Origin of the sequence: Mycobacterium pinniadriaticum (assembly GCF_026242045.1) — a bacterium.
Lineage (GTDB): Bacteria > Actinomycetota > Actinomycetes > Mycobacteriales > Mycobacteriaceae > Mycobacterium > Mycobacterium pinniadriaticum.
Window position 1 is genome coordinate 275,401 of the sequence record NZ_JAPJDO010000004.1, and the last position, 19,612, is coordinate 295,012.

Annotated in this window: 18 protein-coding genes; 7 read left to right on the forward strand and 11 right to left on the reverse strand. The window is 66.5% G+C overall.

Going from position 1 to position 19,612, the window contains the following annotated elements:
- Positions 1-4 precede the first annotated feature (4 nt).
- Positions 5-397 carry a DUF4267 domain-containing protein gene (locus ORI27_RS07325; RefSeq protein WP_265995725.1) on the forward strand — a complete coding sequence of 131 codons (393 nt, stop codon included), beginning with the start codon at positions 5-7 and terminating at the stop codon, positions 395-397.
- A 53-nt stretch (positions 398-450) separates the two neighbouring features.
- Positions 451-900 carry a nuclear transport factor 2 family protein gene (locus tag ORI27_RS07330; RefSeq protein ID WP_265995724.1) on the forward strand — a complete coding sequence of 150 codons (450 nt, stop codon included), beginning with the start codon at positions 451-453 and terminating at the stop codon, positions 898-900.
- 91 nt (positions 901-991) lie between these two features.
- Here ORI27_RS07330 and ORI27_RS07335 read toward each other — a convergent pair whose 3' ends face one another.
- Positions 992-1,615 carry a TetR/AcrR family transcriptional regulator gene (locus ORI27_RS07335; protein ID WP_265995723.1) on the reverse strand — a complete coding sequence of 208 codons (624 nt, stop codon included), beginning with the start codon at positions 1,613-1,615 and terminating at the stop codon, positions 992-994.
- A 90-nt stretch (positions 1,616-1,705) separates the two neighbouring features.
- Here ORI27_RS07335 and ORI27_RS07340 point away from each other — a divergent pair, with 90 nt between their 5' ends.
- From ORI27_RS07340 to ORI27_RS07350, 3 genes are all read left to right on the forward strand, one after another.
- Entirely contained in the window at positions 1,706-3,232 is a 1,527-nt protein-coding gene (locus ORI27_RS07340) for a flavin-containing monooxygenase (protein WP_265995722.1), read from the forward strand.
- A gap of 64 nt (positions 3,233-3,296) precedes the next feature.
- Entirely contained in the window at positions 3,297-4,145 is an 849-nt protein-coding gene (locus ORI27_RS07345; protein WP_265995720.1) for an alpha/beta fold hydrolase, read from the forward strand.
- A 137-nt stretch (positions 4,146-4,282) separates the two neighbouring features.
- On the forward strand, positions 4,283-4,720 hold the full coding sequence (locus ORI27_RS07350) for a CBS domain-containing protein (protein ID WP_265995719.1): 438 nt from the start codon (positions 4,283-4,285) through the stop codon (positions 4,718-4,720).
- A 477-nt stretch (positions 4,721-5,197) separates the two neighbouring features.
- Here ORI27_RS07350 and ORI27_RS07355 read toward each other — a convergent pair whose 3' ends face one another.
- From ORI27_RS07355 to ORI27_RS07375, 5 genes are all read right to left on the reverse strand, one after another.
- Positions 5,198-7,888: an AMP-binding protein gene (locus ORI27_RS07355; RefSeq protein WP_323055571.1), complete on the reverse strand. Its 2,691-nt coding sequence runs from the start codon at positions 7,886-7,888 to the stop codon at positions 5,198-5,200.
- A 90-nt stretch (positions 7,889-7,978) separates the two neighbouring features.
- Entirely contained in the window at positions 7,979-8,461 is a 483-nt protein-coding gene (locus ORI27_RS07360) for a flavodoxin family protein (RefSeq protein ID WP_265995717.1), read from the reverse strand.
- A gap of 272 nt (positions 8,462-8,733) precedes the next feature.
- Positions 8,734-9,891, reverse strand: a complete 1,158-nt coding sequence (locus ORI27_RS07365) for a site-2 protease family protein (protein WP_265995715.1) — start codon at positions 9,889-9,891, stop codon at positions 8,734-8,736.
- Between the two features lie 293 nt (positions 9,892-10,184).
- The gene (locus ORI27_RS07370; RefSeq protein WP_265995714.1) at positions 10,185-10,856 is read right to left on the reverse strand and encodes a M15 family metallopeptidase; all 672 of its coding nucleotides are present in this window, start codon (positions 10,854-10,856) and stop codon (positions 10,185-10,187) included.
- A complete protein-coding gene (locus tag ORI27_RS07375; protein WP_265996041.1) occupies positions 10,837-11,475 on the reverse strand; it encodes a PAS and ANTAR domain-containing protein in 639 nt (212 codons plus the stop codon). Before ORI27_RS07375 ends, ORI27_RS07370 begins: the two co-directional genes overlap by 20 nt.
- 403 nt (positions 11,476-11,878) lie before the next feature.
- On the opposite strand from ORI27_RS07375, the gene ORI27_RS07380 reads away from it, so the two are divergent.
- Complete coding sequence (locus tag ORI27_RS07380) at positions 11,879-12,388, forward strand: hypothetical protein (protein ID WP_265995712.1); 510 nt, start codon at positions 11,879-11,881, stop codon at positions 12,386-12,388.
- Here ORI27_RS07380 and ORI27_RS07385 read toward each other — a convergent pair.
- Both ORI27_RS07385 and ORI27_RS07390 read right to left on the reverse strand, forming a co-directional pair.
- A complete protein-coding gene (locus ORI27_RS07385) occupies positions 12,382-14,058 on the reverse strand; it encodes a SulP family inorganic anion transporter (RefSeq protein WP_265995710.1) in 1,677 nt (558 codons plus the stop codon). The two genes, ORI27_RS07380 and ORI27_RS07385, sit on opposite strands and share 7 nt — an antisense overlap.
- Positions 14,059-14,231: 173 nt before the next feature.
- Complete coding sequence (locus tag ORI27_RS07390; protein ID WP_265995708.1) at positions 14,232-14,855, reverse strand: SOUL family heme-binding protein; 624 nt, start codon at positions 14,853-14,855, stop codon at positions 14,232-14,234.
- A gap of 122 nt (positions 14,856-14,977) precedes the next feature.
- Between ORI27_RS07390 and ORI27_RS07395 the strand changes: the two genes are divergently transcribed.
- Positions 14,978-15,814 carry an SDR family oxidoreductase gene (locus tag ORI27_RS07395; protein ID WP_265995706.1) on the forward strand — a complete coding sequence of 279 codons (837 nt, stop codon included), beginning with the start codon at positions 14,978-14,980 and terminating at the stop codon, positions 15,812-15,814.
- On the opposite strand, the gene ORI27_RS07400 is transcribed toward ORI27_RS07395, so the two are convergent.
- From ORI27_RS07400 to ORI27_RS07410, 3 genes are all read right to left on the reverse strand, one after another.
- Positions 15,811-16,944 (reverse strand): acyl-CoA dehydrogenase family protein, encoded by a 1,134-nt coding sequence (locus ORI27_RS07400; RefSeq protein ID WP_265995705.1) that lies wholly within the window; start codon positions 16,942-16,944, stop codon positions 15,811-15,813. The genes ORI27_RS07395 and ORI27_RS07400 overlap by 4 nt on opposite strands.
- A complete protein-coding gene (locus ORI27_RS07405) occupies positions 16,944-18,176 on the reverse strand; it encodes an acyl-CoA dehydrogenase family protein (RefSeq protein WP_265995704.1) in 1,233 nt (410 codons plus the stop codon). Before ORI27_RS07405 ends, ORI27_RS07400 begins: the two co-directional genes overlap by 1 nt.
- A 223-nt stretch (positions 18,177-18,399) precedes the next feature.
- Entirely contained in the window at positions 18,400-19,371 is a 972-nt protein-coding gene (locus ORI27_RS07410; protein WP_265995703.1) for an esterase family protein, read from the reverse strand.
- Positions 19,372-19,612 lie beyond the last annotated feature (241 nt).

Genomic DNA, 19,612 nt, shown 5'->3' on the forward strand with positions numbered 1-19,612 from the left:
GACGATGTCGATCGACAAGGCCGCGGTCGTCGCGGGCAGTATTCGGCTGGCCTCCGGAGTCCACTTCCTGGTCGACCCGATGGGTGCGAACAAACTGTGGGGTGAGCCGAACGATCCGGGCCCGTCGGCGCGGCTGCTGCTGCGGTCGATGGGCTACCGCGACGCATTGATCGGCGGTCTGCTGCTGTCGGCCGGGCTGCGGGGACGCAACACCCGGGGTTGGTTCCTGGCCTCCGGTGGTGCCGACGCCGCCGATCTCCTGGGCGGGGCGAGCGTGCACAGCGAGCTCACTCGCGGCCAGCAGATCATCGGGCTCGGCGGCGCGGTGGTCGGCATCGGCGTCGGCCTGTGGGGTGCCACCCGGCGCCGTAAGCCCGCCGCAGAGGAATCGCCCTAGGTCTCCATGGCTCAGATGGGGCTGTCGCCGATAGCCGGTGAAAGGCAGTAGCCGTGCAGATGTGGGAAGTGGTGGCCCGGGAAGGCATCCGCGACACCCTTGCCCTGTACAACTGGTCGGGCGACGCGGGGCGCATCGAGGAATTGACCGAATCCTTCTGCCCGGATGGCCAACTCGAGGTCCGTGGCATCGCTGTGGTGACGGGTCGTGCCGCGATCGCGGAGTTCCTCGGCGGCGTCACCGCGCCGCCGGCCATCGCTGGTGTGAAGCGGATCGTCCGGCACACCCTGACCAACATCCGCTTCACCGAGTTGACACCGGAGCGTGCGCAGGTCTCGTCGTACTTCACGGTGTTCACCGAGATCGGTCTGGATCACTACGGCCGCTACCGCGACGTCCTCACCCCGGTCGCCGGGAACTGGCTGATCGCCCGCCGGTTCGTCTCGACCGACTGGCGTGCGCCGAACTCGACGATGGCGCCGCCGCCGTCGTCGGTGTCCTAGCTCGTTCATCGACTCTGCGTTCAGGCCATCGAATCTGCGTGTGGATCGATATTTCGCGCGATCTTGCGATCTGAGTGCCGACTCGATGCGTTCAGGCCGGTGATTTGGCGGCCAGTGTCTCGCCGAACGCGATCAGTGCCGCCCGGCCGATGCCGAGGATGGCTTCGTCGAAGTCGGGGTTGTCCCGGTAGGAGAGCTCCAGCATGCGGTCGGCCATCTCGACGGCGACCAACATATTTCGCGGGTCGGTGTCGGCGGGAAAGATCCCGGCATTCACCAGGATATTGTGCAGCCGGCCCGCTAGCGTCTGCATCCGGGCATGGACGTGCTTGGCGACGGTGGGGGAGGTGCGCCCGCCCATCCACAGCGCTGCCGCGCCCGGATGCTTGCGGTAGTAGCGCACGTGCAGGTTGATCTCGTTGTTGAGCAGGTTGGCGACGGACCTGATCTCCCAGGTCTGCTCGGCGGCCACGCAGCGGGCGTCGATCTCGGCGCAGTGCCGCTCCATCAGCTCGTCGAGGATGGCATCGCGGTCGGCGAAGAACCGGTAGAGCGAGGGGTAGGACACGCCTGCGCGGTCGGCGATCGTTCGGGTGGTGACCGCGTCCACGCCCTGCTCATCGGCGATGGCCGCGGCGGCATCGAGGATACGGGCCACGGTCTGCCGGCTGCGGGCCTGCACGGGCGCCCGGCGCGGAACCGATGCGGTGGTCATCGCTTACCTCCCTGGGAACCCTTGACAGTTGACCGCAAAACTATAACACTATTCGCGTTACAGTTTCTAGCCCGAATCGGAGAGTGCCCGATGACCGTCAATTCGCTCAACCAGGTCCGCCCGACCCAGCCGCTACGCGGCCACGTCGACGTGCTGATCGTCGGCGCCGGAATCTCCGGCCTCGGGCTGGCCCACTACCTGGTGACGACGCAGCCCGGAAAGGCGTTCGCGATCGTCGACAGCCGCGACGCGATCGGCGGCACCTGGGACCTGTTCCGCTACCCCGGCATCCGGTCGGACTCCGACCTGCATACCTTCGGCTACGAGTTCAAGCCGTGGACGTCTGACAACGCGATCGCCGACGCCCATGAGATCCTCGACTACCTCCATGAAGTCATCGATGAGGACGATTTGGCCCGCCGGATCTACCTGCAGCACAAGGTGGTGCGGGCCGACTTCGACTCCGATACCGCACTGTGGACCGTCACGCTGGAACGTGCCGGCGAGCAGTTCGAGGTGACCTGTGGCTGGTTGTTCGGGGCAACGGGCTATTACGACTACGCCGGCGGGCACCGGCCGCACTTCGACGGCGAAGAAGACTTCACCGGTGCCATCGTGCACCCGCAGTCCTGGCCCGAGGACCTCGACTACAAGGGCAAGAAGGTCGTCGTCATCGGCAGCGGTGCGACCGCGGTCACGCTGATCCCCGCGATGGCACCCGACGTCGAGCACATCACCATGCTTCAGCGCTCACCGTCCTATGTGATGCCGCTGCCGCGCAAGGACCCGATCGCCAACACATTGCGAAAAGTGTTGCCGGCCAAGGCCGCCTACGCTGCCACGCGCCGGTTCAACATCGGCAAGGGCCGGTTCATCTACAACCTCTGCCAGCGCAATCCGAAGCTGGCGCGGCGCATCATCCGCGCGATCAACGTCAAGGCGCTGCCCGAAGGCTTCGATGTCGCCACCCACTTCAACCCGGACTACAACCCGTGGGACCAGCGCCTGTGCGCGGTTCCCGACGCCGACCTGTTCCGCTCCATTGCGAGCGGAAAGGCCGAGGTGGTCACCGACCGCATCGCGCGATTCACCGAGAACGGGATCCTGCTGGAGTCCGGCCGGACGCTCGAGGCCGACATCATCGTCACCGCCACCGGTTTGAAGCTGCTTCCGTTCGGCGGCATCCAGGTTTCGGTCGACGGTGAGGTCAAGGACCTGCACCAGTCCCTGGTCTACAAGAGCTTCATGCTCTCGGACATCCCCAATCTGGCGTTCGCCTTCGGATACACCAACTCGTCGTGGACCCTGAAGGTCGGCCTGGTGTGCGAGCACCTGTGCCGCCTTTTGGGTTACATGGACCGCCACGGCTACACGACCGTCGTTCCCGTCGTCGACAATCCGATGATCGAGAAGCGTCCGATGCTGGACTTCTCCGCCGGCTACGTCCAGCGCGCGGTGGATCTGTTCCCCCAGCAGGGCACGAGTGGTCCCTGGACCGTCGAGATGGATTACTGGTCGGACCACGCCCGGTTGCGCAAGGGCTCGGTCGAGGATCCGGCGTTGCGGTTCTCCACGGTGGCTCCGGTGAAGGCGGTTGCCGGGCTGGCCTCGGCATAATGAGCGACGCTTGCGGAGCGAATCGACAGGCGAGATGCGGGACCCGAGCCTGCGAGGGGACTGCATGAGTCGCCCTGCCTTCATCGACGTCGACGGCCGACGTACCCGGGTTCGACTCGACGGCGATCCGGACAACCCGCCGGTGCTGCTGGTGCATGGGATCGGGCGCAGCATGGAGGATTGGGCACCCCAGTACGAACGGCTGGCGCAGTCGTATCGAACGATCTCCGTGGACGTCCCCGGCTTCGGCTTCTCCGAGCGCACCGGCGAGGCAATCACCTTGGGCTCGTTGGCTCGCGGGGTGGCCGGCACCCTCGACGCGGTCGGCGAGACCAGGCCGGTTCATGTGGTAGGTAACTCGCTCGGCGGGGCGATCGGCCAGCAGCTGCTGGCCGACCAACCCGAACGGGTTGCCAGCATGGCGCTGATCAACAGCGCCGGTTTCGGCAGTGAGGTCACGATGCTGCTGCGGATTCTCGCCATGCCGGTGCTCGGTGCGCTGAGTACCCGGCGGCCCGCGCGGATGAATGCCGTCCTGTTCGAACGTTCCATCCACGCCGACAAAGCAATCGCCACCAAGGAGCGCATCGACCACGCATTCGCGGTCGCATCGCAGCCCGGCGCCGGTGCGGTGATGCGAGAAGCGGTAATCGCACTGGGCACGCCCCGCGGGGTGAAGCCCGAGTGGCGGCGTGAACTGGCCGCCGCTGTCACCAAGACTCCACGCCCCACCCTGATCATGTGGGGCACCCGGGATCGCATCCTGCCCGCACATCACATCGAGCAGGCGATGCGGGTCTACCCGCATGCCGAAGTGCATCTGCTGAACGGGATCGGCCACATGCCGCAGATCGAATGCCCGAAGCGGTTCGCCGACCTCCTGCTCCCATTTCTGGCGCGTGCCAACAGTTGATCAGCGGGTGCCGCGGGTCGTCACGGTTCCCACCGGGATGGGCCGAACGGCCCTACTCCTTGGCGGTTGGCTCGGCCTACGTTCAGGTCAGCCACCGAATGATCGGGGCGGATCATATTCATTACTGAGGAGCCATGATGACCACTGCGGGTGAGATCATGCATGCTGGGGCCACCTGTATCGGCGAGCATGAAAGCCTGACCGCCGCTGCTCAGCGGATGCGCGACCTTGGTGTCGGAGCACTGCCGATTTGCGGGGATGACGATCGTCTGCACGGGATGATCACCGACCGCGACATTGTCGTCAAATGCATTGCCGCCGGCGATGATCCGGATCTGGTCACAACGGGCCAGCTGGCGCAGGGCTTTACCTACCATGTCGATGCTGCGGCTACCGTTGAACACATGCTCAACGTTATGGAGGAGCACCAGATTCGGCGATTGCCCGTCCTCGACAGCAACCATCGTCTGACCGGGATGGTCAGCGAGGCCGATATCGCACGTCACCTCCCAGAACACGCGATCGCGCACTTCGTCAAAGCGATTTGCGCCCAGCAGGCCATCCCTAGCGCATAGTGCACGCAGCTAATCACCCCGCCAACCGAAGCGTTCCCGGAGCCTAGAGTTCCGGGACTGCTTCGGTTGCCCTTCAGTCGGCGGGGTCAGCTAGCAGTCTCGATTGTTACGTGCTTCTGAGCGTGCACGGTTTCCTGCGGACCTGCGGAAGGGCCACATCCACGGTCAGAATTCCCTTGTCATAACTGGCCTTGATCACACAGCCCTGGACAAGTTGAGCGGACGGGTCGAAAGTCCCGCGTCGTGGTGCTCCCGGTCAGCCGAGCAGCCACAGTGCGGAGCGCGGCCGCTATCGCTTGTGGGGGTGAATTTTCAACCAAGTGAGCATGCGGAATTGGCGGGAATGCCGGACGGATCATGCAGGAAGTTCCCAGCTTGGTCACTAGACGGTAGCCGAGCAAAAGTGCCTGGGCCACTGGACAACTCAGGTGCAACCGGAGGTGCGGGCGGGGTAGGCGCCGCGTGTCGGCGACTGTGTCAGTCCACGGTTGGCTCTCCGGAGAGTTGACCGATCTGTAACCGCGCGGCGTCGCGCAGTCCGACGGCGGTTGCCCAGTCGCTGCCCGCTGGGGTGATCGGCTCACCGACGACGATATCGATGGCACCGTGTGCAGGGCGCCCATGACCGGGCCGAAGAATCTGGCGGGTCCCGCGGATTCCGAGCGGGACAACTGGTGCCCCGGCTTGGGCGGCGACAATGAAGGCGCCCATGTGAAAGGGGCGTACTCCAGGGGCGGGGGATAGGTGAGCCTCCGGAAAGACCACCAGTGATTCCCCGGCCCGGGCCAGGTTGACGAGGCGATCGGTGTCGGCCACCCCGCGCTCACGTTCGTGTCGTTCGACGAATTCGGTGCCGAGTCGTCTGAGTACGAATCCGTTGAGCCGCTCATGCTCGAGTACCTCACCGGCGACGTAGCGGAACGACGCCGACGGCAAGACGGCCGTGAGAGCCAGCCCATCGAGCCAACTCGGATGGTTGGCCACCATGAGACAGGGTTGGTCGGGCAGGTGGTCGAGGCCGTTCACGGTGATCGGCGTCCGGGTCAGGCGGGCCAGCAGTCGCGTCGCGCCGCAGGCCACGCGCCAGCGCCACTGGATTCGCGGCAGCACCGCCAGCAGCGCGATCACCACGAGTGCGAGGACGGTGAAGACCGCCCTCGCGTACGCAGCGAACCCCGCAGCGGCAGCGCGCCGACGGGCGCGGAGTGCCGATGTGGCGAGCCCGCGCAGGCGAATCCGGGCGAGTTCCCACCACAGCGGCGCCGGGGGTGCGCCGATCGCGCTTTGCTCATAGAGTTCGCGGCAAGCGGCGCGCCGGATCTTGCCGCTCGAGGTCTTGAGCACGGTACCCGGCGGGGCAAGCACCACGTCGTCGGGGGCCAGTCCCAGCAGGTCCACCGTCGTCGCCATGATCGCGGCCCGCAACGCGTTCTTTGCGGCATCGTCGGTGGCCCGGGTTTCGGCCACCACGACGAGGCGCTCGGAGCCCCCCGCCGGATCTGCGCTGGCGAACACCGCGACGCAGCCCTTGCGGGCATCGTCGAGGTTGCCGACTGCCTCCTCGAGCTCGGCCGGATGCAGCTTGCGGCCGGCCCGGATGATGACGTCTTTGACCCGCCCGGTGACGTAGAGGTCGCCCTCGGCGAAGTAGCCGAGGTCGCCGGTGTCGAGCCAGTTGCCGTCGAACAGCGTGTGTGTCGCATCGGGGTTGTTCAGGTAGCCGCTGGTTGCGGAGGGACCACGGAACTCGATGCGGCCCTCCTGACGGTCACCGAGCTCGTGGCCAACGGGGTCCACGATCCGAATCTGGTGGCCCGGCAGCGGGTGTCCGCAGGCGACGAGGGACAAGGCGTCTGGATCACCCGGCTTCGATGACTCGGCGCGTCCGGACCGAACGAAGATGTCGCGGTCCAGGCGGTCGATGAGCGGTCCGCGGTCAAGCGGCGGAAAGGCAAGTCCCACCGAGGATTCGGCCAGTCCGTACACCGGCGTCATCGCCTCCGGCCGGAAACCGACGGCCCTGAAGCGCTCGCTGAACCGTTCGACAGTTCTCGCGCTGACGGGTTCGGCGCCATTGAACGCCAACCGCCATGAACTGAGGTCGAGTTCGCCCAGCTCGGCCTCATCGATCTTGGTGAGACACATCTCGTAGGCAAAGTTCGGTCCAGCGGAGATGGTTCCGCGGTAGGTATGGATCGCGTTTAGCCAGCGCGCTGGATTGGCCAAGAACACCTGTGGAGCCATCACCACCAAGGGGATGCCGAAGTAGAGCGGAGAAAGCCATGCACCGATCAACCCCATGTCGTGATAGAGCGGCAGCCAGCTGACGAAAATGTCGGTCGACGACACCGCGGCCGCCCGGCCCATCGCTGTGATGTTCGCGAGAAGGTTGTCATGCGTGAGTGCCACGCCCTTGGGCTGACCAGTGCTCCCCGAGGTGTACTGGACCAGCGCCAGGTCGCCGGATCGACACCGCGGAAGAGGAAGCGCGGTTGCGCCGGTGAGGGTTTCGGGGGTAACGACCTCACGCAAACCGTCGACGTTCGAGCGCAGTAACTGGCCCAGGGCAACGGCCTCAGGCACTGTCACCAGCATCACGGCGCGGGCGTTGGCGAGGATGCCCACGTGACGGCGCAAATGATCGGGAAGCCGGCTGCGACGGGCGGGTGGATAGAGCGGTACGGGAACCGCGCCGGCGAGAAGCACTCCGATGAACGTGACGAAGTATTCCCGGCTGGTGGGCAGCATGATGGCGACAGTGTCACCGGACACGATCTCGCGGGCCCGTAGCGCATGTGCCGCGGCGGTCGCCTCCTGAAGGAGTGCAGCGTAGGTCAGTTCGTCGGCGCCGCCCCGCTCATCGAGGATGCGGATGTGCACCCGCTCAGGGCTCGCGTGAACGTGCCATTCGAGGGCCTCGATCAACGTCGTCGCGCCCGAGGGCTCCGCACCGCCGCCCGCTACGGAGAGGGGTGGGAGCATCTGAACCTGTTCGGGGGACCGATCTGGACTGCCCTCAATTGCCCGGAGCAGGTCGCGCGGCGTCTCCGCGCTGCCCAGCACGTGGGCGGGCAACGTTAGGCCGAGTGCTTTCTGGACACGCAACAGCAGCTCAGCCATTTCGAGGCTGCCGATTCCGAGATCGTCGAACTGGCTGTCGAGCGTCACGGATAGGGATGGGCCATTCGGGTGCACCTCGGCAGCAAGTTGTTGTACCAACGCGAGAACGCGGGTGGCACGCTCGTCGGCCGGCATCGCTTAGCTGGTGGCCGCAGAAGGCTGGATTCGGTTGCGCACACGGGTGGCGAACGCAGCGGCCGCCTCGAGATCCCGTTCGCTCGGGCGGCCCTTGTTGACCCCACCAATCCAGCCCAGCGGGCCCACCGTGTCCAGCCCGCGGCAGGAGTAGGAACTGAGCAGCCGGAAGCCCTTCCGGGCGATTCCCCAACGAATCGGCCGGCTGTAGCCCACCAGTGGGACCTCCGCGGCCCCGCTAGTGAAGAGCGTGAATGCGGGGGTTCCGTCAACATGGGGCAGTCGCCGGACGAGCCGCCATAGCCTCGGATGCGCGGACATGAAATACACCCCCGATCCGAATCCGACAAGGTCGTACTGCGTTATCTGATCAATGTCGACAGCCTCTGGGTCGACGACTTCGGCGGAGAGAACCTCGGCCATCCGATCCGCTACACGGCGCGTATTGCCGTGCGATACCGAAACACAGATGATCAGCGTCTTCATTCGAAGCCCCCTGTTGGCGCATGGATTTCAAACGTGTCTCACGCTCAGATCTGGGCACCGTTGCCCGGATCGGTGGGATCAGTGCGACGGTGCGGTGGGTTGTGTGTTGGGTGAATTTACCTGTGCGGTCCTGGCTTTGAGGGGCCCCTGCTCGATTGGCGGCCGGAGTTCTCCTGCGACTCGGCTTCTGCTTCTCGGGCACGAAAATGCGATTCCGCAGTGAGCAGGCGCTTGATTGCGTCGAGCCAGCGGTCCTGGCCATTGTTAACTCCTTACGTGTTACCTGTTTTCATCGGCGCACTGCCGGTGCCGAGCATTGCCAGTTGATACACGTCGATCAATCGGCTCAGGTCGCTGGCGGTGACGATGCCGACTACGTGGCCGCCGTCGATGACCAGGGCGCGGTTACCGGCCGCTGATCCCAGACGTTGCAGCAGCGCGATCACCGGCTCGTTCGGGGTGGCGGTAGCGACCTCAGATAGCGGTATCGCCACCTCCCGGACCAAGCTTGAGCTGCGCTGGCCGGGCGTGATGCCACGCAGTTGCGCCAGCGTGATCAGCCCGATGATGGATCCGTCACGGTCGGCGACCGGGTATGCGGAGTGACGGTCGCCCAGCAGGTAGCGCTGGATGAACTCCTCGATGGAGATGTTCGCGGGAGCCGTGTGTGGGTGGCTGGTCATCACGTCGGCCACCCGAACATCGGCGATGGCATGCTGGGTCCTCACCTGGCTCTCTTCGTCGCGAGAGGCGGCGAAGATGAACCATCCGAGGAACACCAGCCATACGCCACTGATTTGTGCGCCCCCCAGGAACTCCGCCAGCCCGCCCGCGATCAGGAGGAAGGCGACGACGCGCCCGGCGCGAGCCGCGCCGACGCCGGCGCGCATCGGGTCGCCTGTGCGGCGCCACAGGTACGCCTTCAGCACCCGCCCTCCGTCGAGCGGAGCCCCAGGCAACAGATTGAACAGCCCGAGCATCAGGTTGATCCCGGCGAGCCACCACGCCACTGCGACGACGACAGGTGCGACCCCGGCCTCGCCGAGTCCGAATGCCATGAGGCCGAAGACGGCCCCGAGAATCAGACTCATCACCGGACCCGATACGGCGATGCGAAACGCCTCTTTCGGCGTCTTGGCTTCGCCGCCGAGGCGGGTGACACCGCCGAACAACCATAGCGTCACCTCGAACACCTTGACACCGGCGTGGCGCGCAAGGATCGCATGCGTCAGTTCGTGCGCCAGCAGTGAGCCGAGCAGTATCAGCGCACCGCAGATCCCGGCCACCCAATATGCCGCTTTGGGGTAGCCCGGCGAGGTGTCGGGCAGCGTGGACGCGAGGCTCCAGGTGAACAACCAGAGGATGACAAGAACGCTCCAATTGGCCTTGACCGCGAATCCGGCGATTCGTCCTACCGGAATGTCACCCATGTCTGATCTCCAACCGGTCGGGGGACCACGGCTGTACCCCTCGCGGCGGAATTACCGCGACCGAGATGTAGGTGACGTTAGGTTCCCCGGCCCTCACCGGTCAGGGGTCCTTGGTCCTGACCGGTGTGGTCCTATGGCCTGGATCCGGCATGGGCCGTTGTCTACGACGTGTTTCACTGGCAATGCGATCCTCGTCGTCTTGGTGGCACCTACGTCCGGGATGGCGGGGCCACGTTCCTTCACGACGGTTGCGACTCAGGCTGTCGTAAACGCCGGAACGGTCTCGCGTCGGCTCAGTTGACGGGCACGTCGAGGACCGGACGCTGGATCCCGGCCCCGGGCCCGTCGAAATGCCACCACTCGCCGGAGTAGACCGCCAGGCCACCGTCGGCCATCGCGGTGCGCAGTCGGGCGCGGTTGGCCTGGGCGGCGGCGCTGACTCCGTCGGTGGCGTACGCGTGGGCGCGGGCGGAGAAGTCGTCGAAATCGGTGCCCGTGTCGACCGGCCGGCCGTTCTCGGCGATGGTGACGTCGACCGATCGTCCCGCCTCGTGGCTGCGTGCGTACGGTCCGGGCTTGGCCACCCATGCCGGGTTGGAGACGACGTCGAACATCCGGACCTGGACACCGTGTGGTCGGTAGCAGTCCCAGAACACCAGCTGGTCGCCTTGTGTTCGCAGTTCGTCGGCGGCCTTCGCCAGGCCGGGAGCCATCGACTCGTGCACGAGGCAGCGTGCGTCGGCGGGATAGAGCGGGATGCCGACGAAATTGTGCGGTGTCGCGTAACGCAGGTCGATGATCGCGTCGGGAACCACGGTCCGAACATCGACGAAGCCGGCCGCGGCCGCCTGCGGGCTGACCGGCGGAACGTCGCTGCCCGGGACGGCTCGGGCCGGTGCCGCCACGACGATCGCGACCGTTATCGTCGCCGCAGCGACCAGACGCTCAGCGGGGTTCGGTGTCATGAGTGCTTCCGATCCGCTGGTCGGCGGTCAGCAGCACGTTGTCGTAGGCCGATCGCGGTGGGACGGTGCCGGATTGGGCGAGGCCGACGAAGTCGGCGACCACCCGACCGGCGAGGAGCCGGAGTTTGACGTTGGCCTCCTGGGAACGCCAGCGCAGCAGGTCGAAAGCGGCCGCCGAGTCGATGCCGTAGACCACCATCAACATGCCCTTGGCCTGTTCGATGATTGCGCGGTGCTCGGCGATCTCGGCGATGGCCGCACTGAGCTGTTTCTGCTGGCGGTCTTCGGCGGGGCTGACGTCGACGTAGAAGCCGTGGGTGCCGATCACTTCGCCCGACTCGTCCTGCAGCTTGTCAGCGACCACGATCACGTGATGAATCCGCCCGGCGGTGTCGATGATGCGGTGCCGGGTGCTGAACGCCTGATGTTGTCGGCGGACGTCGTCGAGTGTCGTGGCGACCTGCTGATAGTCATCCGGATGCTTGTGTGACAGCACCAGTTCCGTAGTGGGCGATACCGTCCCGGGCTCGTAGCCGTGCATGGCCTGCACCTCGGCGGACCACTCCCAGTGTTCGTCGTCGAAGTAGAACCTAAACCAGCCGACCTGCTCTGGGCGCATGGTGGCCTCGTCGCCGTCGCCGTCGCCGTCGCCGTCGCCGTCGCCGTCCCCGTCCGGCGTTGTCGGAACCTCATCCGCAAACATCGACACCCCTCGCCCCCAACAACTCTTCTCTTGTCAAGCATGTCCGAAATGCCGCATGGGTCGGGATGTCGGGAAGGCCGTGATGGCAGAACCCATCGCCATCCCAGGTTCTGCGGGCAAAGAATTTCTACCTCGCCACAAGCCGCGTTTCAAGCCCGGCGGCAGGTATGGCTGAGCACGTCGGGTGGGCTGATACTGCCGTGGCCGGAGTGACGGGTGTAACAAATTGAGTTCGGTGCCGAAAACACCGGTACAGGGCGTTCGCCGGCCGGTTATGGTGCGGGGACGCCGCCCTGCGGGACCCGCGGAGGACACCACCGTGAAGATCACGACGAGCGCATCAGTTCGCACCCACACATGGGCGCGTCGCGGCTGCCTGGGACTCGGCGCGCTGGGCGTCGCGGGGGCGGTTCTGGCGGCCCCGGCCGCGGCCGATCCGGTTGATCCGGCGCTGCCCGCAGTAGCCACCGATACCCCGGTGGCGCCGATTGACCCGTCGGTGGCACCGGCCGGCCCGTCAGCGGCAGCGACCGGCCCGTCAGCGGCGCCGGCCCCGGTCCAGCACCTGTCCAGTCCCGACAACCTGCCCCCGGGCACCACCGCCGATACCCCGCCGCAGGGCCGGCTGAGCTACCTGCGTGACCTGTTGCACGCCGTCCGCACCCAGGATGTATCGGGCAGCGACGCGTTGCTGCTGCTGACACAGCGTCCGCTGGACGCCGGCGCCACACCACCGCCCGGCATGTCAGCAAGCCCATCGGGACCGGTCGGAACGTCGGCCGTGCCGCCGGCTGCGGATACGACCACCCCGGCACCAGTGGGTCAGTAGCGGCTGACCGCGTCGACCGCCGCGTCGAGGTCGGGGTGATAGCGTCCGTCCGCCTCGACCTCATGCCACCACGCGGTGCGCTGGACCGTCCGCAGCGCGCGTTCGGGTAGGGCACTGACCATCAGCCGTACCCCGGCGCCGGACAGTTCGAGGTCCAGATCGACCAGCAGGTGCAACACCGTCGATTCCAGAACGGTCTGCCGGACCAGGTCCAGCACCACCGTCGTGGGCGTGGTCTCCGCACCCAGCGCGGCATCCCGGATGGCGGCGATGTTGGGCCGCACGTTGGCGGCATAGAGCGGGACGAGGCACCTCAGCACCAACGGGTCGGCGGGAATCAGCTCGGCTTTCTCCGGCCGTTCGATCCACGCGCCGGTGTCGTGGCGCACGACTTGGACGACGTGCGGGGAGTTCACCACATGCAGTACCACCAGCAGGGTCACCGCCACAGCGACCGCCACGGCGGGGATGAGCCCGAACGCCAGTCCGATCAGCGAGACGCCAAGGGCGCCGAAGCATTCGCGGGGGTTCAAGCGGTAGAGCCGACGCAGCCCGCCGATGTCGACGAGGCGGGTGACCGCGATGACGACGACCGCTCCGAGGACCGCCTGGGGCAGCAGGCTCAGGATCGGGGCGACGAAGAACGCGACGAGGACGGCCAGCACCATCATCACCAGACCGCTGACTTGAGTGCGCGCACCGGATCGCAGGTTCACCGAGGTTTGCGCGAAGCCGCCCGCCGGTGGCAAGGAGTAGAAGAACGCCCCCGCGACCGAGGCGACACCGAGCCCCAGCAGTTCGCGGTCGGGTTCGATACGGGGGTCCTCGCTCCGTCGCGAGGTGCGTGCCACCGCGATGCTCTCCAGGAACGCCATCACCGCGATCGCGAGGGCGCCGGGGATCAACGACACGATGTGCCGATCGAGATGTGGCAACTCGGGTGTCGGAAATCCCGAGGGCACCGTCGGGATGAGAGCCACACCGTGGGCGGGGAACGTCACGGCGGCGCTCACCGCGATGCCGATGGTGATCACCACCAGCGGGCCCGGAACGCGGGGGGTGAACCTGGTCAGCACGAAAAGCACGGCCAGGCAGACCGCCGATACCGCCACGGTGACCAGGCTGGCCCGGGGAACGTCGGACAGCGCCGCCCACGCCACTTTGAAGAAACCGGTCGTGTGCGGGTGGGGTGCCACCCCGAGCAACTTGGGCAACTGCGCTGCCATGACGGTCAGGCCCACCGCGACCTTGATGCCGATCAGGGTCATATCGCTGATGTTGTCCACCAGCATGCCGAGCCGAAACACCCTGGCGAACAACAAGAACAGACCCACCAGCAACGTGAGGGTCACCAGATCGCCGCGCTGGTCGGTGGAGCCGATCAGGATGCCGCCGGCCAACATCGTGGAGGCGGTCAGCGTGGAGACCGTCGAGGACGTGGTGACGCTGGCGATGCGGGAACCGCCGATGAACGCGTACATCACCACCGGAAAGATGCACGTGTACAGGCCCATCTGGACGGGCATGTTCGCGACGGTCGCGTAGGCCATGGCCAGTGGGATGACCACCGCACCGGTGCTCAGCCCGGCCAGCAGGTCGGCGCGTAGCCATCGTGCGTGATAGGGCCGGATTCCGGGGGCAAGCCACGATGGCGTCGCGATGGAGGGCACGACCCGAATTGTGACACCGCGGCCCGGCTTGATGCGCGCCTTGTGGCCAGCTGTTTACCTGCGGGTTCGGGGTTTCCCGGCGCGACGGTGCGGAGATGCGGATGAGGTCCGCATTGCGGATCCGATGGCGACTGACCGCCGGGTCTGGCAGGCCCCCCAGACCGCATGGAGCGTCAGGCCACGCCCACCACGACTTCGTTTCGCCGCCGGCACGGCACGGTCCACGGCGGATCGTAGAACCAGGCCAGCGGCTCACCGATCGGTTCGATGCCGTTGCGCTGCAAAGCCTTCAAGAGCTGAGTGGTACGAGTGGCGACTGCGCCGGGGTCGATACTCCCGCTGAACCGGAGGACCGCCACCGTCTCTTCGGGAACTTCCACCAGACGAACCCGGTCGTCGTTGGGGGTGGGCAGAGTGTCGAGCGTGTACTTCGAGGGCATGAAGAAACGGATGACCCATTCGCCCGACGGCTGGCGTTGCGTGGCGACCGGTGCGGTCATCGCAATCTTCTCGCTGGGCTGCTGAGCCACCGGAGCAGTCATGGCGATTTTGGCGCTGCCGGAATTCGCGCCGAAGATATAGCGGGCCAGCACCCGGAACCCCTGGTTGCGGGCCGACTCCTCGTCGGCTCCGATGGCCGTCTCGGCGGCGACACGAGGTCCATACCGGCGAATCTGAACCCCGTCGACTTCGCGCTCCACGGTGAACGCGGGCTCCTCGGTGCCGAGCCGGATGCCGACGATATTGCCGATGCCCTCGGCGATCTGCACGACAGCGGCAGTGATTGTGTTCAGCATGTGTCACCCTCCTTCGTCACCGCGTCACATACCCAAATGTAGGTGACAGTGATGACCGGGTTTCCCACGCACTTTCGGGCCCCTCGCCCGACGGCGCGGACCGCCCAGATATGGTCCCGGGCATGAGTCGGGTTTCGATCATCACGGGCGGTGCAGGTGGCATGGGTCTGGCCACGGCGAAGATCGTCGGCCAAGATCACGCGCTGGTGCTCTGCGACGTCAGACAGGACCGCCTGGACACCGCGTCGGCCGCACTCGCTGATCTCGGGATCACCGCGACGGCGGTCAACTGTGACGTCACCGACCGTGACGCGGTCACCCGGCTGTTCGAGACGGCAGCGGGAATCGGCTCCATCGCCTCGGTCATCCACACCGCGGGGGTCAGCCCCAGCATGGGCTGCGCCGAGTATGTGATGAGCACCAATGCGATCGGCACGCTCAACGTCAACGAGGTGTTCTTCGCCGCGGACGGCGAAGGATCCGCGATCGTCAACGTGGCGTCGATGGCCTCGCACATGCTGCCCGACGAACTCGTTCCAGCCAAGAGTTTCGACCTGGCCTTCACCGACGAGAAGCAGTTCCTGGCCGACCTGCTGGCGGCGTGCGACATCGCGGGGGAGGAGATGCGCTCCGGGCTGGCCTACAGCATCAGCAAGACCTTCGTGCGGTGGTACAGCTCCTCGCAGGCCGAACGATTCAACGGCCGGGGCCTGCGCATCGTCTCGGTCTCGCCGGGATCGGTCGACACCGAGATGGGCCTGCTCGAAGCCGACGCCGGAGCCGGGGCGATGGTCGCCAACGCCGCGGTGCCCCGATGGGGTAAGGCCGAGGAGATGGCCGAGCTGTTCGCATTCTGCGCCAGCGACCGTGCCGGCTACCTCACCGGAACCGACATCCTCAACGATGGCGGCGTGATCGCCTCGATGCGGGAGCGCGCTCGTCAAGCCGAAAATGCCTAAGGGCGAGTCAGTTTCGCGTACCGTGCGCGGTGGGAGTCGGTCGAGCCGAACTCGTACTGCAGCGCAGTGAGCCGCTTGAAGTAGTGGCCGATCGCCAGTTCCTCGGTCATGCCCATGCCGCCGTGCAACTGGACGGCGTTCTGCCCCAGGAATCGCGCGGCTCGTCCGACGGTCGCCTTGGCCGCCGACACCGAGCGCGCCCGGGTATCGGGCTCGGCCTGCAGGTTCAGCACCGCGAGGTAGACCGCGGCGACGGACTGCTCGACCTCCATGTACATGTCGACCATCCGATGCTGCAGCACCTGGAAATTGCCGATCGGCTGGCCGAACTGCTGGCGCTGCTTGCAGTATTCGACGGTGTCGGCGAGCACCTTGCGCATCGCCCCGACCGCCTCGGCGCACACCGCGGCCGCACCTTCGTCGCGAGCCCGGGCCAGTGACGGTGACGCGTCGTCGGTGAGTTGTGCGTCGGCCGGCAGGCGCAGTTGGGTGATCGACAGGTCGGCGGCGCGCCGGTCGTCGATCGTGCGGTAACCGTGAACCCGAACACCCTTCGGCGGTGCGGACGGGTCGAACTCGGTGAGGAACAGTGAAATCCCTTGGGAATCAGCTTTTTCACCCGAAGTCCGCGCGGTGATGAGTAGGTGGGTGGCCAGTGGTGCGGCGGTGACGACGATCTTCTCGCCGGTGAGCACCCAATCGGAGCGGTCGCGGATCGCCCTGGTCGATACGGCGTGCTCGCCGTCGGGTTCAGTGCTCGCGACCGCGACGATGGCGCCGCCCTGGGCGATCCGCTCCAGCAACGCCGACGCGGCGGGGTGGTCGGATCGTTGCAGCAAGCCACCGGCGACCACGACGGTATCGATGAACGGCTCGATCACCAGCGCACGGCCCAGTTCCTCGGCGATCACCATGATTTCGACCGGGCCTCCGCCGATTCCTCCGACCGACTCCGGGAACGCGGCACCGAGGATGCCGAGTTCGTCGGCCAGGCCGCGCCAGATCTCAGGCTGCCAGCCCGGCCCTACCTTGGCCGCAGTGCGGCTCTTCTCGAGGTCGTAGCGGGTGGCCAGGAACTTGCCCAGCCCCTCGCGCAGGAGCTCTTGTTCCTTGTTCAGATTGAAGTCCATTACAGCCCCAGGGTCGCTTTGGCGAGGATGTTGCGCTGAATTTCGTTGCTGCCCGCGTAGATCGAGCCGGCCCGGTCGTTGAAGTAGCGCAGCGCGGCCACCGCTTGCCAGGGCTGCCCGCTGACGTAGCCGTCCGCCGGTGCCTCGAAGTCCGACACCGGGCCGCCGGGCCGGGTTGCGTGCGGCTGGTATGCCCGGCCACGCGGTCCGGCGGCCTCCATGGCGAGTTCGGTGATCGCCTGTGACAGCTCGGTGGACAGGATCTTCAACATCGACGAGGCGGCGCCGGGGTTGCGGCCCTCGGCAACCGTTGTCAGGACCCGGTATTCGAGAATCTCGAGCACTTCGGCTCGGATGCGGACATCGGCGAGTTTGGCCGCGAATGCCGGATCGTCGATCAGCGCTCCGCCGGCCGGGCCGGGCTGTTCGGCCGCCTCGCTCGCGATGGCGGTCGCCATCGCCTGCAGCGCGGGTGCCGTTGCGCCGCCGCCGCGTTCGAACTCCAGCAGGTACTTGGCCACTGTCCAGCCGTCGTCGATCTCGCCGATTACGTTCGCCTTCGGTACCCGGACCGCGTCGAAGAAGATCTGATTCTGCACCCTCTCCCCAGAGGTCATCACCAGTGGGCGGATCTCGATGCCCGGCGAGGTCATGTCGATGAGCACGAACGTGATGCCTTGCTGCCTCTTGGCCGACCGCGACGTACGGACGAGCGCGAAGATCCAGTTGGCCTCGGTGGCGTGGGTGGTCCAGATCTTGCTCCCGGTGCAGATCAGGTCGTCGCCGTCGTCGGTGGCGGCCATCGTCAGGGCGGCCAGGTCCGAACCCGCCTCGGGTTCGGAGTAGCCCTGGCAGAAGAACACCTCACCGGTGAGGATGCGCGGCAGGAAGTAGTCCTTCTGCTCGGCAGTGCCGTAGGCGATGATCGCGTGGGCGACCATCCGGATGCCCATCGGCGACAGGGACGGCGCTCCGGCCAAGGTCGATTCGCGGCTGAAGATGTAGTGCTGGGTCAGCGTCCAGTCGCAGCCGCCGTGCTCCACCGGCCAGGCGGGGGCGGCCCAGCCGCGTTCGTGCAGGATCGCCTGCCACGCCATGCTGGCCTCGTGGTCGGCGTAGACGCTGGTCATCAGCCGGCCCGCCTGCCGCAGTTCCGGGGTGAGCTTCTCGTCGAGGAACACGCGAACCTCGTCGCGGAACTCGAGATCCTTCGCCGACCACGACAGGTCCATCTACTGCCCCTTATCTGCGCACGGCTGTTTTCAGAAGTTACCGTAGCCCGCCGGTTCGGAGGTGTCCGCTGCGGGTGCCGTCTGCATTGATTCTGCGCGGCGGGGTTTGACGTTTCCAGAGCCGGGGAACAGAGTTGCTGGCCGCAGCGAGGCGGCCCCGAACACGTGACACCGGAGAGGTCCGGTCCCTGCAGAAGGGACCGGACCTTTCGTCTGCGCGGGGTCAGTCGGTCGGCGCGGCGCCCAGTACCCGCTGGATGTCGGGCTTCATCGCCTGAAGCTGGCCGCCCCAGTAGCCCCAGCTGTGGGTGCCGTTGGGTGGGAAGTTGAACACACCATTGCGCCCACCCGCGGCTTGGTAGCGGCCCTCGAAAGCATGGTTGGTCCGAATGGTCAGACCCTCGAGGAACTGTGCCGGTAGCTGGGCGTTGCCCAGCCCGGCGTCGAGGTCGGTCGGGTTCCCGTTGCCGCTGTAGACCCAGATACGGGTGTTGTTGGCCACCAGCTGGCCGATGTGCAGCATCGGGTCGTTGCGCCGCCAGGCCGGCCCGCCGAAGACGCCCCACATGTCCAGGGCGTTGAAGCCACCGGCGTCGGCCATCGCGATCGAGACCGCCAACGGCCAGCTCTGCGACGACAGGTTCAGGAAGCCTGACAGCGATCCGGCGTAGACGAACTGTCCGGGATGGTAGGCGGCCAGGATCAGGGCGGCACTGCCCGACATCGACAGCCCGACCACAGCGTTGCCGCTGGGGCTGACGCCCTTGTTGGCCGACAGCCAGGACGGCAGCTCCGAGGTCAGGAAGGTCTCCCACTTGTAGGTCTGGGTGCTGCCATTGCCCGTCGCGGGCCGGTACCAGTCGGTGTAGAAGCTCGACATGCCACCGACCGGCATCACCACGGAAACCCCGGATCCGTCGAACCAGGAGAATGCGCCGGTGTTGATGTCCCAGCCGCTGCGGTCGTCCTGCGCGCGCAGACCGTCAAGCAGATACACGGCCTTGGGGCCGCCGGCCTGGAATTGGACGGTGATGTCACGTCCCATCGACGGTGACGGCACGCGGAGGTACTCGACCTCGGCGGCGTTGGCCGTCGGCGGCCGGGCCACGAGGGCGCCGAGCACCAGGAGCGAAGCGACGGCGGCGGTGGCCGCCCGGATGATCCCCCGACTGCGTGTCTTTCGACATGGGTTCATGAAAGGTCCTGTTCTGCAGTCGTCATTCCCCGGACCTACCCGACGTATCGGAGGCCGCTGGCCATCAGTTACGCCCGCGAAGATTCTCTTGGTCTAGTGGTCGCCGACGTCACCGCATTGCTCGGAGGGAGGGCGGGACGCGTTGTGGTCGGCCTCACCGGGCCGCCGGGGGCAGGTGAGTCCACGGCGGCGGAGGCGCTGGTGTCGATCTTCCCCGGGGCGGCCACCGCGTCGTCGAGAT